We start from the raw sequence: 12,696 nt of genomic DNA, 5'->3' as shown, positions 1-12,696 counted from the left end.
CAAGCGATTACCCATGACGAACCGTACCCGAATCCTCACCGGCATCACCACCACCGGCACGCCGCACCTGGGCAACTACGCCGGCGCCATCCGCCCGGCGATCCTCGCCAGCCGCGACAGCAATGCCGATTCGTTCTACTTCCTGGCCGACTACCACGCCCTGATCAAATGCGATGACCCGCTGCGCATCCAGCGCTCGCGTCTGGAAATCGCTGCGACCTGGCTGGCCGGTGGCCTAGATGTCGACCGCGTGACCTTCTACCGCCAGTCCGATATCCCGGAAATCCCTGAACTGACCTGGCTGCTGACCTGCGTGGCCGCCAAGGGCCTGCTCAACCGTGCTCACGCCTACAAGGCCTCGGTGGACAAGAACGTCGAGACCGGTGAAGACCCGGACGCTGGCATCACCATGGGCCTCTACAGCTATCCGGTACTGATGGCGGCGGACATCCTGATGTTCAACGCGCACAAGGTTCCGGTCGGTCGCGACCAGATCCAGCACGTGGAAATGGCCCGTGACATAGGCCAGCGTTTCAACCACTTGTTCGGTCAGGGCAAAGAATTCTTCACCATGCCCGAGGCGTTGATCGAAGAAAGCGTGGCGACGTTGCCGGGCCTCGACGGTCGCAAGATGTCGAAGAGCTACGACAACACCATCCCGTTGTTCTCCAGCGCCAAAGAAATGAAGGACGCGATCTCGCGGATCGTCACCGACTCCAAAGCGCCAGGCGAAGCCAAAGATCCGGATAACTCGCACCTGTTCACCCTGTTCCAGGCCTTCGCCACGCCAGCGCAGGCTGACGAGTTCCGTAGCGAACTGCTCGGCGGTTTGGGTTGGGGCGAAGCGAAGAACCGTCTGTTCCAGCTGCTCGACAACGATCTCGGCGAAGCGCGCGACAAATATCACCAGTTGATCGAGCGCCCGGCGGATCTGGAAGACATCCTGCAGATCGGCGCCAGGAAGGCCCGTGCCGTGGCAACGCCGTTCCTCAACGAACTGCGCGAAGCCGTTGGCCTGCGCTCCTTCGTCAATCAGGTTCAGGTTGCCGCGACGACCAAGAAGAAAGCCGCAAAAGCCGCACGTTTCGTCAGCTTCCGCGAAGACGACGGCAGCTTCCGCTTCCGTCTGCTGGCGGCCGATGGCGAGCAACTGCTGCTGTCGCGCAACTTCGCCGACGGCAAAACCGCAGGCCAGGTAACCAAGCAACTGCAATCCGGCCAGCCACTGGACGTGCGCAGCGAAGACCTGAGCTTCAGCGTCTGGCTCGAAGGTGAGTGTGTCGGCGACAGCCCGGCGTTCGCCGACGCTGCTGCGCGGGACGCGGCCATCGAGGCTTTGCGCGTCGCGCTGACCCCGGTTCAGGACTAATCGGCGGCACGGTCCGACCAAGGGCCGATTGCCATTCCCACGGGCCGTCGCTACAGTGACGGCCCGTTTTTGTTGCCTTGCTAACGAATTATGACGCCCCTAGAACGATACCAAGCTGATCTGAAACGCCCGGACTTCTTCCATGACGCCGCGCAGGAAACTGCTGTGCGTCATTTGCAGCGTCTGTACGAGGATCTGATCGCCGCCGATCAGAACAAGCCGGGTCTGCTGAGCAAACTGTTCGGCAAAAAGGATCAGACGCCGGTCAAGGGCCTGTATTTCTGGGGCGGCGTAGGTCGCGGCAAAACATACCTGGTCGACACCTTCTTCGAAGCGCTGCCGTTCAAGGAAAAGACCCGCACCCACTTCCACCGCTTCATGAAGCGCGTGCACGAAGAAATGAAAACCCTCGGCGGCGAAAAGAACCCGCTGACCATTATCGCCAAGCGCTTCGCGACCGAGTCGCGGGTGATCTGCTTCGATGAATTCTTCGTCTCCGACATCACCGACGCGATGATCCTCGGCACGCTGATGGAAGAGCTGTTCAAGAATGGCGTGACCCTGGTCGCCACCTCGAACATCGTGCCGGACGGTCTGTACAAGGACGGTCTGCAACGTGCGCGCTTCCTGCCGGCCATCGCCCTGATCAAGCAGAACACCGAGATCGTCAACGTCGACAGCGGTGTCGATTACCGTCTGCGTCACCTCGAACAAGCGGAGCTGTTCCACTATCCGCTCGACGAAGCCGCTCACGAAAGCCTGCGCAAGAGCTTCAAGGCACTGACGCCAGAGTGCACTGCCGCGGTCGAGAACGATGTACTGATGATCGAAAATCGCGAAATCCGTGCATTGCGTACCTGCGATGATGTGGCCTGGTTCGACTTCCGCGAACTGTGCGACGGCCCGCGTAGCCAGAACGACTACATTGAACTGGGCAAGATCTTCCACGCCGTGTTGCTTAGCGGTGTCGAGCAGATGAGCGTCACCACCGACGACATCGCCCGCCGCTTTATCAACATGGTCGACGAGTTCTACGACCGCAACGTGAAGTTGATCATTTCGGCTGAAGTCGAGCTGAAGGATCTGTACACCGGCGGCCGTCTGAACTTCGAGTTCCAGCGCACGCTGAGCCGTTTGCTCGAGATGCAATCGCACGAATTCCTGTCGCGGGCGCACAAGCCTTAAACAGCTTTCGGCAAAGAAAAAGGGCCTGCAAATGCAGGCCCTTTTTTGTATCTGAAATTCACCCCGAACTCTGTGGGAGCGAGCTTGCTCGCGAAAGCGGTGTGTCAGCAATACAAGCACTGGCTGACACTACGCCTTCGCGAGCAAGCTCGCTCCCACAGGAGTCTTTGAGTCGTTCAAAAGCTATGCAGCCTGTTGAAACTGCTGCCGATACTGGTTCGGCGACAGTTCAGTGTGCTGGCGGAACAACCGCGCAAAGAAACTCGCATCGTCGTAACCGACCTCATAACTAATGGTCTTGATGCTCTTGCGGCTGCCGGACAGTAAACCCTTGGCGGTCTCGATACGCAGACGTTGCAGGTAATGCAGCGGCTTGTCGCCGGTGGCGGTCTGGAAGCGCCGCATGAAATTGCGGATGCTCATGCCATGCTCGCGGGCGACGTCTTCGAAGCGGAATTTGTCGGCGAAATGCTCTTCGAGCCAGTGCTGGATCTGCAGGATGATCACGTCCTGGTGCAGCTTCTGCCCACCGAAGCCGATACGTCCCGGCGCATAGCTGCGCTGCACTTCGTAGAGAATGTCACGGGCCACGGCTTGCGCGACGTTGGCCCCGCAGAAACGCTCGATCAAGTAGATGTAAAGGTCGCACGCCGAGGTGGTGCCGCCGGCGCAATACAAGTTGTCGGCATCGGTCAGGTGCTTGTCCTGATTGAGATAGACCTTCGGAAAACGCTCGGCAAAGGCATTGAAGAAGCGCCAGTAGGTGGTCGCTTCCTTGCCGTTGAGCAGGCCTGCCTCGGCCAGCCAGAACACCCCGGTGGCTTCGCCGCATAACACTGCACCGCGGGCATGCTGTTCACGCAGCCAGGGCAACACTTGCGGATAACGGCCGCACAGCGTGTCGAAATCGTCCCAGAACGCCGGGAGGATAATGACGTCGGCGTTTTCCAGGCCACCATCGACCGGCATCACGACGTCACTGAAGCTGTTCACCGGTTTGCCGTCGGGGCTGACCAGGCGCGTTTCGAACGCCGGTGTCAGGCCGTGGCCCAGCTGTTTGCCATAACGCAGGCTGGCCAGATGGAAGAAATCCTTGGCTTGCATGAGAGTGGAAGCGAAAACCCGGTCGATTGCCAGGATGCTGACGCGCCGCAAGGGCGTGGAGACTTGCTTGGACATAATTCAACTTTTGTTTTGTTTTTATAAGGGAAAGTGGTCACCAGACGGCTGGATCGTCTTATTTTTTGTCGGATGTGTCCAGTGTCCCGTGTCAGAAGGGAGGCTTAGTCTCTGAAGGTCATCTCCCTCCAACAAGAAAGAAAGGTGCCGCATGATCCCCAGAACCTTGTTTAGCTCCGAGCACGAATTGTTTCGCGACAGCGTACGAACCTTCCTCGAAAAAGAGGCGGTGCCGTTCCATGCGCAATGGGAGAAGCAAGGCCACATCGACCGCAAACTCTGGAACAAGGCAGGGGAGGCGGGGATGCTCTGCTCGCACCTGCCGGAAGAGTACGGCGGGCTGGGGGCGGATTTTCTCTACAGCGCGGTAGTGATCGAAGAGGTCGGCCGGCTGGGTTTGACCGGCATCGGCTTCTCGCTGCATTCGGACATCGTCGCGCCGTACATCCTGCATTACGGCAGTGAGGCGCTGAAGCACAAGTATCTGCCGAAACTGGTCTCCGGCGAGATGGTCACGGCAATCGCCATGACCGAGCCGGGTGCCGGTTCCGACCTGCAAGGCGTGAAGACCACCGCCGTGCTGGACGGTGACGAATATGTCATCAACGGCTCGAAAACCTTCATTACCAACGGTTTTCTCGCGGACCTGGTGATCGTGGTCGCCAAGACCGACCCGAAGGCCGGGGCCAAGGGCACCAGCCTGTTTCTGGTCGAAGCGAATACGCCGGGCTTCGAAAAAGGCAAGCGCCTGGAGAAGGTCGGCATGAAGGCGCAGGACACCTCGGAGCTGTTCTTCCAGGATGTGCGTGTGCCGAAGGAAAACCTGCTGGGGCAGGCTGGGGCTGGGTTCGCTTATCTGATGCAGGAGCTGCCGCAGGAGCGTCTGACGGTGGCGATCGGTGGTCTCGCCTCAGCCGAAGCAGCGTTGCAGTGGACGCTTGATTACACCCGTGATCGCAAGGCGTTCGGCAAGGCGATTGCTGACTTCCAGAACACGCGCTTCAAGTTGGCGGAAATGGCCACGGAGATTCAGATCGGCCGGGTGTTCGTCGATAAATGTCTGGAGCTGCACCTGCAAGGCAAGCTGGATGTGCCAACAGCGGCGATGGCGAAATACTGGGGCACCGACCTGCAATGCAAGGTGCTCGACGAATGCGTGCAGTTGCATGGCGGCTACGGTTTCATGTGGGAATACCCGGTGGCCCGGGCCTGGGCGGATGCGCGGGTGCAGCGAATTTATGCCGGCACCAATGAAATCATGAAGGAGATCATTGCGCGCTCGCTTTGAATTTTGCAGTGTTTTGACGGGCCCTTTCGCGAGCAGGCTCGCTCCCACAGGGGATCACCGTACCTGTGGGAGCGAGCCTGCTCGCGAAGCTTTTAGCGTTCGGTCACGGCGCAGGATTCGGATGATCCTTGTGAATCGCCTCAATCCCTGCCAGCACCTCATCGGAAAGCTTCAGATCGAAGCTGGCAATGTTGCTGTCCAGTTGCTCAAGCGTGGTCGCACCAATGATATTGCTGGTGACAAACGGCTGCTGCGTCACGAACGCCAGTGCCATCTGCGCCGGGTCCAGGCCGTGTTCACGGGCCAGCGCCACATAACGGCTGCAAGCTGCTTCCGACTGCGCATTGAAATAGCGGCTGAAGCGGCTATAGAGGCTCAGGCGGCCTTTCGGAGGGCGCGCGCCACCTTCGTATTTGCCTGAGAGGAAACCGAACGCCAGCGGCGAATAGGCGAGCAGGCCGCACTGTTCGCGGATGGCGATTTCCGCCAGGCCCACTTCAAAACTGCGGTTGAGCAGGTTGTAGGGGTTCTGGATTGATACTGCACGCGGCCAGCCACGCGCTTCGGCTAAGGCCAGAAAACGCATGGTGCCCCACGGGGTTTCGTTGGACAGACCAATGTGGCGGATCTTGCCGGCCTTCACTTGCTCGTCGAGTGCTTCGAGGGTGTCTTCGAGCGGCGTCAGGTTGGCTTCGATCTTGTGTTTGTAGCCCAGCTGTCCGAAAAAGTTGGTACTGCGTTCCGGCCAGTGCAGTTGATACAGATCGATGTAGTCGGTCTGCAAACGCTCGAGGCTGGCGTCCACCGCTGCGGTGATGTGCTGGCGGTTGTGGCGCAGGTTTTTGTCGCGAATGTAATCGATGGTGTTGCCGGGACCGGCAATCTTGCTGGCGAGGATCCAGTCGGCCCGGTCGCCGCGATTTTTGAAGTAATTGCCGATGTAGCGCTCGGTGGTGGCGTAGGTTTCGGCTTTCGGCGGCACCGGGTACATCTCGGCGGTGTCGATGAAATTGATCCCGGCTTCCTTGGCCCGTTCGATCTGGGCGAAGGCTTCAGCTTCGGTGTTTTGCTCGCCCCAGGTCATGGTGCCGAGGCAGATTGCACTCACGTTCAGGTCGGTACGGCCTAGCTGGCGATAGTCCATCGGGTGCTCCTTGGGCAAAACAATCATAAAAGCAGGTTGAAATATTTTTCGCAATCTGCATAATTGCCGACCTCTTTCTGCAGTGGAAGTGATGCGCCGCCGCCGAAGAATCTTGCCGTTGAACGGACGCGCCGACCCGAGCCCCCGAAAGCGTCTGTATCCGGCTGCCTTTGACTTGTCAAAGTACGCACTATTCAGTAAGATCCGCCGTCTAATTTACAGGGCGGCCCCTGAGGCTATAAAGAATGAAAACTTTTACTGCTAAACCGGAAACAGTAAAGCGCGACTGGTTTGTCGTCGACGCTGCTGGTCAGACCCTGGGTCGTCTGGCCACCGAAATCGCGAGCCGTCTGCGTGGCAAGCACAAGCCTGAGTACACTCCTCACGTTGACACCGGCGACTACATCGTCGTAATCAACGCTGAGCAGATTCGTGTTACCGGTGCTAAAACCACTGACAAAATGTACTACTCCCACTCCGGTTTCCCGGGCGGCATCAAGTCGATCAACTTTGAAAAGCTGATCGCTAAAGCCCCTGAGCGCGTGATCGAGACCGCGGTTAAAGGCATGCTGCCTAAAAACCCACTGGGTCGCGACATGTACCGTAAGCTGAAAGTCTATGCGGGCGCTGCACACCCACATACTGCTCAGCAGCCCCAAGAACTGAAGTTTTAACGGAATAGTACATTATGTCGGCGACTCAAAATTACGGCACTGGCCGTCGCAAGACCGCAACCGCACGCGTTTTCCTGCGTCCGGGTACTGGTAACATCTCCATCAACAACCGTTCGCTGGAAAACTTCTTCGGCCGTGAAACTGCCCGCATGGTAGTTCGCCAGCCGCTGGAGCTGACTGAGACTGTCGAGAAGTTCGACATCTACGTCACCGTGATCGGCGGTGGTGTAAGTGGTCAAGCTGGCGCAATCCGCCACGGCATCACTCGCGCTCTGATGGACTACGACGAAACCCTGCGTGGCGCTCTGCGCAAAGCTGGCTTCGTTACTCGCGACGCCCGTGAAGTTGAACGTAAGAAAGTTGGTCTGCGTAAAGCGCGTAAGCGTCCGCAGTACTCGAAGCGTTAATTCCGCTTCCGCGTTCAAAAAGAACGCCCGCCTCCTCACGGAAGCGGGCGTTTTTTTATGCCTGCGATTTATCAAAGAATTGCGCTGCGACAACTTGCCACTTCCGTAGACCCCCTATACTGCAAGGCTTGAGGGTATGAGCTCCGGGTAATTCCCTTGTCAGAATTGGGGCTTTTCATTACCATTCGGCAAAATTTTTATAAGTAGCATTTGATTTATTTAGTAGATGCCTGATTTAACAGGCCACAAAAGCTGATGGGAGAGGACTGAATGAGCAATGACGGCGTGAATGCAGGCCGGCGTCGCTTCTTGGTAGCAGCCACATCCGTGGTGGGTGCTGCAGGAGCGGTGGGGGCTGCGGTCCCGTTCGTGGGGTCATGGTTTCCCAGTGCCAAGGCGAAAGCCGCCGGTGCACCGGTGAAAGTGAATGTCAGCAAAATCGAGCCAGGACAGCAGATGATTGCTGAGTGGCGCGGCCAGCCGGTATTCATTGTCCGCCGTACCGAGGAAATCCTGGGGAATCTCAAAAAGATCGAGGGCCAACTCTCCGATCCGACCTCCAAAAACTCCACGCAACCGACCTATGTCGACCCTGAAGTGCGCTCGATCAAGCCGGAAATTCTACTGCTGATCGGGATCTGCACGCACCTGGGTTGCTCGCCAACTTTCCGTCCCGAAGTGGCACCTGCGGATCTGGGCAAAGACTGGGTCGGTGGCTATTTCTGCCCTTGCCACGGTTCCCACTACGATCTGGCTGGCCGCGTCTACAAGTCGCAACCTGCGCCTTTGAACCTGCCAGTTCCCCCGCATTCCTATGAGACCGATGACCTGATTGTCATTGGCGTCGATACGGAGAAAGCGTGATGAGCAAGTTCATGGATTGGGTTGATGCGCGCTTTCCTGCGACCAAAATGTGGGAAGACCATCTCAGCAAGTATTACGCTCCAAAAAACTTCAACTTCTTCTATTTTTTCGGCTCTCTGGCGCTGCTGGTGCTGGTCAATCAGATCGTCACCGGTGTCTGGCTGACGATGAGTTACACGCCGTCGGCGGAAGAAGCCTTCGCCTCCGTTGAATACATCATGCGCGACGTCGAGTACGGCTCGATCCTGCGTCTGCTGCACTCGACCGGCGCTTCGGCATTCTTCATCGTGGTTTATCTGCACATGTTCCGTGGTCTGCTCTACGGCTCGTACCAGAAACCGCGTGAGCTGGTCTGGGTTTTCGGCATGCTGATTTACCTGGCGCTGATGGCCGAAGCCTTCATGGGTTATCTGCTGCCATGGGGCCAGATGTCGTACTGGGGTGCCCAGGTGATCATCTCGCTGTTCGGTGCGATTCCGGTCATCGGTAATGACCTGACCCAGTGGATTCGTGGTGACTATCTGATCTCAGGAATCACCCTGAACCGCTTCTTCGCCTTGCACGTTGTCGCGCTGCCGATCGTGATTCTCGGTCTGGTGGTTCTGCACATTCTGGCTTTGCACGAAGTCGGTTCGAACAACCCTGACGGCGTCGATATCAAAAAGCACAAAGACGAAAACGGCATTCCGCTGGATGGCATTGCTTTCCATCCCTACTACACCGTGAAGGACATTGTCGGTGTTGTGGTGTTCCTGTTTATCTTCTGCTTCATTGTGTTCTTCTTCCCGGAAATGGGCGGCTACTTCCTCGAAAAGCCAAACTTCGAGCAGGCTAACCCGTTCAAGACACCAGAGCATATTGCGCCGGTTTGGTACTTCACACCGTTCTACGCAATCTTGCGTGCGATCCCGGACAAGCTCATGGGCGTTATCGCTATGGGGGCGGCGATTGCGGTGTTGTTCGTGCTGCCGTGGCTCGATCGCAGTCCGGTCAAGTCGATGCGCTATAAAGGCTGGATGAGCAAAATCTGGCTGCTGGTGTTCTGCATTTCGTTCGTGATTCTGGGCATTCTCGGTGTGCTTGCGCCGACGCCGGAGCGAACCTTGCTGTCGCAGGTCTGCACCTTCCTGTACTTCGCCTACTTCATCCTGATGCCGTTCTACACCAGGCTCGAGAAGACCAAACCGGTTCCGGAAAGGGTGACTGGCTGATGAAAAAGTTATTTTTTGCTCTGATTTTTGCTGCTCTGCCTGTCCTGTCTTTCGCCGCTGAACACGGTGGTCCGGAGCTGGAAAAAGTCGACATCGACGTTTCCGACAACGCTGCGCTGCAGGATGGCGCACGTACCTTTGCCAACTATTGCATGGGTTGCCACAGTGCCAAGTTCCAGCGTTACGAGCGGGTTGCCGATGACCTCGGTGTGCCGCACGAACTGATGCTGGAGAAGCTGGTGTTCACCGGGGCCAAGATCGGCGATCACATGAACATTGGTATGCAACCGGCCGATGCCAAGACCTGGTTCGGCGCAGCGCCGCCGGATCTGACCCTGGTGGCTCGTGTGCGCGGCACTGACTGGCTTTATGGTTACCTGAAGTCGTTCTACGAAGATCCGGCACGTCCGTGGGGCGTGAACAACAAGGTCTTCCCGAACGTCGGCATGCCTAACGTGCTGGTCGGCCTGCAAGGTCGCCAGGTTGTTGGTTGCAAGCAGGTGCAGATCGTCGAGGACGGCAAGAAGCAATATGATCCGCTGACCGGTACGCCTCTGACTCATGAGGCGTGCGATCAACTGACCATCGTGCCGAAATCCGGTGCTCTGAACGAAGAGCAGTTCGATGAGAAGGTCAAGAATCTGGTAACCTTCCTGGCTTACTCGGCTAACCCGGTTAAGCTGCAACATCAGCGCATCGGTACTTACGTTTTGCTGTACCTGGCGTTCTTCTTTGTGTTCGCCTACCTGCTCAAGCGTGAATACTGGAAAGACGTGCACTGATACGCTTCAAGCATTGCTGTTAATCGCGCGCGCCCAAGGGCGCCTCCGATAACGCAACGTCTGGTCTGCCAGAGGTTGCGGGAGGCGCCCTCTGGGCGCGCGCGTTTTTCCGGTTCCGATAATTTCAACAAGCGAGGAGGATCGCCATGGGCGTGACCAATCGGTTGGCCTGTTACTCCGACCCCGCCGACCACTATTCCCACCGAGTGCGCATTGTGCTTGCAGAGAAGGGTGTCAGCGCCGAGATCATTTATGTGGAAGCTGGTCGCCAGCCGCCTAAACTGATTGAGGTAAACCCTTACGGCAGTCTGCCGACGCTGGTCGATCGTGACCTGGCGTTGTGGGAGTCGACCGTGGTGATGGAATATCTGGATGAGCGTTACCCGCACCCGCCGTTGATGCCGGTTTACCCGGTGGCGCGTGCCAACAGCCGCCTGCTGATTCATCGTATTCAGCGCGACTGGTGTGGTCTGGTGGATCTGATTCTGGATCCCAAGTCCAAGGAAGCCGCGCGTGTCGTGGCGCGCAAGGAATTGCGTGAAAGCCTGACCGGCGTGTCGCCGCTGTTTGCCGACAAGCCGTTTTTCCTCAGTGAGGAACAAAGTCTGGTGGATTGCTGCCTATTGCCAATACTCTGGCGTTTGCCGATTCTGGGTATTGAACTGCCGCGGCCAGCCAAGCCGCTGCTTGATTATATGGAGCGCTCGTTTGCGCGTGAGGCTTTCCAGGCGAGTCTGTCTGGTGTCGAACGCGATATGCGCTAAGGCTTAAGGAGCCGCTATGAACTCCAGTCGACCTTATCTGGTCCGCGCGCTCTACGAGTGGATTGTTGATAACGATTGCACCCCGCACATGCTGGTCAATTCCGAGTATCCGGCAGTGCAAGTGCCACAGGGTTTTGCCAGTGACGGGCAGATTGTCCTGAACATCTCGCCAAGTGCCGTGCGTCATCTGCACATGGACAACGATGTGGTGACCTTCGAGGGTCGCTTCGGTGGTGTCCCGCACAGCTTGTACGTGCCGATCAGCGCGATTCTGGGGATCTATGCCCGGGAGAACGGTCAGGGCATGGTGTTCGATCTCGAGTCGCCGATGGATGACGAAGAAGAGATCGAGTCGGATGACGACTTGCCGCCACCGGACAGCGAGCCGCCGCGCCCTAGCGGCCGGCCTAGTTTGAAAGTGGTGAAGTAATAAAAAAGGCGATCCGGATGGATCGCCTTTTTTATTACGTAGGAGCTGCCGAAGGCTGCGACCTTTTGATCCTGATCTTTTAAAGCAAGATCAAAGGATCGTCCGATCGCGGCCCGAGCCTTCGGCAGCTCCTACAGAGATCGTGTATCAGTCAATGTATTCAAACAGCTTGACGATTTTCTGTACGCCGGAAACACCCTGAACCAGATTGGTTGCCTGAGTGGCTTCCTGTTTGGTCAGCAGGCCCAGCAGATAGACGATACCGTTTTCGGTGATCACCTTGATGCGCGAGCCAGGAATGCTCGCGTCAGTGAGCATCTGCGTCTTGATTTTGGTGGTCAGCCACGCGTCGTTCTGGCGAGCCAGCAGCGACGACGGTTGCAGTACCTGCAGTTCGTTGTGCACCTTCTTCACGCGTTGCACGTTGGCGGCGGCCTGTTCGGCCTTGGCCTTGAGGTCTTCGCGTGGGGTCTGGCCGGCGAGCAGTACGACACCGTTGAAGCTGGTGACGACGATGTGCGAATCGTTGTCCAGAGCCGGATCGGCTTTGGCCACGTTCACGCCCACTTTGGTTTCGATCAGCGAGTCGTCGATCTTGCTGCCGAAAGTGCGCGTGCCACGGTCATCTTCGATCGGCGCTTCACGGCTGGCGTTCACCACCGAGGTGCAGCCGCTGATGCCGAGGCACAGGGTCAAGGCCAGAAGGCCAAGGCGATTAGGGGTCATTCTTCACTCCCGAACAGTTGGCTGTCGATCAGATCGCAAAGGCAATGGATCGCCAGCAAGTGGACTTCTTGAATACGTGCAGTGACATTGGCCGGTACGCGAATCTCGACGTCCTCGGGCAACAGCAGCGACGCCATGCCGCCGCCATCGCGTCCGGTCATAGCTACGACAATCATTTCGCGATCATGTGCGGCCTGGATCGCTTGAATAATGTTCGCCGAGTTGCCGCTGGTCGAAATCGCCAGCAAGACATCGCCTGGCTGACCGAGCGCACGGATCTGTTTGGAGAACACTTCGTTGTAGCTGTAATCGTTGGCGATCGAAGTGATCGTCGAGGTGTCGGTGGTCAGGGCGATGGCTGGCAGGCTCGGACGCTCGCGTTCGAAGCGGTTGAGCAGCTCCGAAGAGAAGTGCTGGGCGTCACCGGCCGAGCCGCCGTTGCCGCACGAAAGCATTTTGCCTTCGTTGAGCAGGGCGTTGACCATGATCTGGCTGGCTTGCTCGATGTGCGGTGCAAGTACGTCCATCGCCTGTTGCTTGGTGTCGATACTGGCCTGGAAAAGCTGGCGAATTCGGGATTGCATGTCCATCTGTGTGACCTTAAGTAGCGCGGCTGTCCGGCACATGAATGTGCAGCCCGCAAAGCAAAGAGCAAAATTTGTCGGTGGGATTG

The 12,696-nt window shown here is 57.6% G+C and carries 14 protein-coding genes; 10 read left to right on the top strand and 4 right to left on the bottom strand.

The annotated features are described in order from the left end of the window. The first annotated feature begins 13 nt into the window (after positions 1-13). Both ACRRSD_RS10230 and zapE read left to right on the top strand, forming a co-directional pair. Positions 14-1,369, top strand: coding sequence for a tryptophan--tRNA ligase (locus ACRRSD_RS10230; protein ID WP_435037980.1), 1,356 nt, complete (start codon positions 14-16; stop codon positions 1,367-1,369). Positions 1,370-1,459: 90 nt separating this feature from the next. Continuing rightward, positions 1,460-2,554, top strand: coding sequence for a cell division protein ZapE (gene zapE / locus ACRRSD_RS10225; protein ID WP_034156483.1), 1,095 nt, complete (start codon positions 1,460-1,462; stop codon positions 2,552-2,554). Positions 2,555-2,737: 183 nt separating this feature from the next. On the opposite strand, the gene ACRRSD_RS10220 is transcribed toward zapE, so the two are convergent. Next, positions 2,738-3,634, bottom strand: a complete 897-nt coding sequence (locus ACRRSD_RS10220) for a GlxA family transcriptional regulator (RefSeq protein WP_175555647.1) — start codon at positions 3,632-3,634, stop codon at positions 2,738-2,740. A gap of 250 nt (positions 3,635-3,884) precedes the next feature. Between ACRRSD_RS10220 and ACRRSD_RS10215 the strand changes: the two genes are divergently transcribed. Continuing rightward, positions 3,885-5,021 (top strand): acyl-CoA dehydrogenase family protein, encoded by a 1,137-nt coding sequence (locus tag ACRRSD_RS10215; RefSeq protein WP_064120486.1) that lies wholly within the window; start codon positions 3,885-3,887, stop codon positions 5,019-5,021. Positions 5,022-5,124: 103 nt separating this feature from the next. Here ACRRSD_RS10215 and ACRRSD_RS10210 read toward each other — a convergent pair whose 3' ends face one another. Beyond that, positions 5,125-6,165: an NADP(H)-dependent aldo-keto reductase gene (locus ACRRSD_RS10210; protein WP_435037979.1), complete on the bottom strand. Its 1,041-nt coding sequence runs from the start codon at positions 6,163-6,165 to the stop codon at positions 5,125-5,127. Between the two features lie 245 nt (positions 6,166-6,410). On the opposite strand from ACRRSD_RS10210, the gene rplM reads away from it, so the two are divergent. From rplM to ACRRSD_RS10175, 7 genes are all read left to right on the top strand, one after another. After that, complete coding sequence (gene rplM / locus ACRRSD_RS10205; RefSeq protein ID WP_007917032.1) at positions 6,411-6,839, top strand: 50S ribosomal protein L13; 429 nt, start codon at positions 6,411-6,413, stop codon at positions 6,837-6,839. Positions 6,840-6,853: 14 nt separating this feature from the next. Continuing rightward, positions 6,854-7,246 carry a 30S ribosomal protein S9 gene (gene rpsI / locus ACRRSD_RS10200; RefSeq protein ID WP_008080273.1) on the top strand — a complete coding sequence of 131 codons (393 nt, stop codon included), beginning with the start codon at positions 6,854-6,856 and terminating at the stop codon, positions 7,244-7,246. 270 nt (positions 7,247-7,516) lie between these two features. Then, on the top strand, positions 7,517-8,110 hold the full coding sequence (petA, locus tag ACRRSD_RS10195) for a ubiquinol-cytochrome c reductase iron-sulfur subunit (protein ID WP_007917031.1): 594 nt from the start codon (positions 7,517-7,519) through the stop codon (positions 8,108-8,110). After that, complete coding sequence (locus ACRRSD_RS10190; protein WP_007917029.1) at positions 8,110-9,321, top strand: cytochrome b; 1,212 nt, start codon at positions 8,110-8,112, stop codon at positions 9,319-9,321. The genes petA and ACRRSD_RS10190 overlap by 1 nt, the downstream gene beginning before the upstream one ends. Continuing rightward, entirely contained in the window at positions 9,321-10,103 is a 783-nt protein-coding gene (locus ACRRSD_RS10185; protein WP_150707679.1) for a cytochrome c1, read from the top strand. The genes ACRRSD_RS10190 and ACRRSD_RS10185 overlap by 1 nt, the downstream gene beginning before the upstream one ends. A gap of 146 nt (positions 10,104-10,249) precedes the next feature. Then, entirely contained in the window at positions 10,250-10,867 is a 618-nt protein-coding gene (locus tag ACRRSD_RS10180; RefSeq protein ID WP_007917025.1) for a glutathione S-transferase N-terminal domain-containing protein, read from the top strand. Between the two features lie 16 nt (positions 10,868-10,883). Then, positions 10,884-11,297 (top strand): ClpXP protease specificity-enhancing factor, encoded by a 414-nt coding sequence (locus tag ACRRSD_RS10175; RefSeq protein WP_007917024.1) that lies wholly within the window; start codon positions 10,884-10,886, stop codon positions 11,295-11,297. Positions 11,298-11,444: 147 nt separating this feature from the next. Here ACRRSD_RS10175 and ACRRSD_RS10170 read toward each other — a convergent pair whose 3' ends face one another. Both ACRRSD_RS10170 and ACRRSD_RS10165 read right to left on the bottom strand, forming a co-directional pair. Beyond that, entirely contained in the window at positions 11,445-12,023 is a 579-nt protein-coding gene (locus tag ACRRSD_RS10170; protein WP_203419433.1) for a BON domain-containing protein, read from the bottom strand. Continuing rightward, complete coding sequence (locus ACRRSD_RS10165) at positions 12,020-12,613, bottom strand: phosphoheptose isomerase (RefSeq protein WP_007917022.1); 594 nt, start codon at positions 12,611-12,613, stop codon at positions 12,020-12,022. Before ACRRSD_RS10165 ends, ACRRSD_RS10170 begins: the two co-directional genes overlap by 4 nt. Between the last annotated feature and the right edge of the window lie 83 nt (positions 12,614-12,696).

It is taken from the genome of Pseudomonas neuropathica (genome assembly GCF_051174785.1).
Lineage (GTDB): Bacteria > Pseudomonadota > Gammaproteobacteria > Pseudomonadales > Pseudomonadaceae > Aquipseudomonas > Aquipseudomonas neuropathica_A.
The sequence above is the reverse complement of the archived record's forward strand: the minus strand, read 5'-3'. Positions and strand labels throughout refer to the sequence as shown.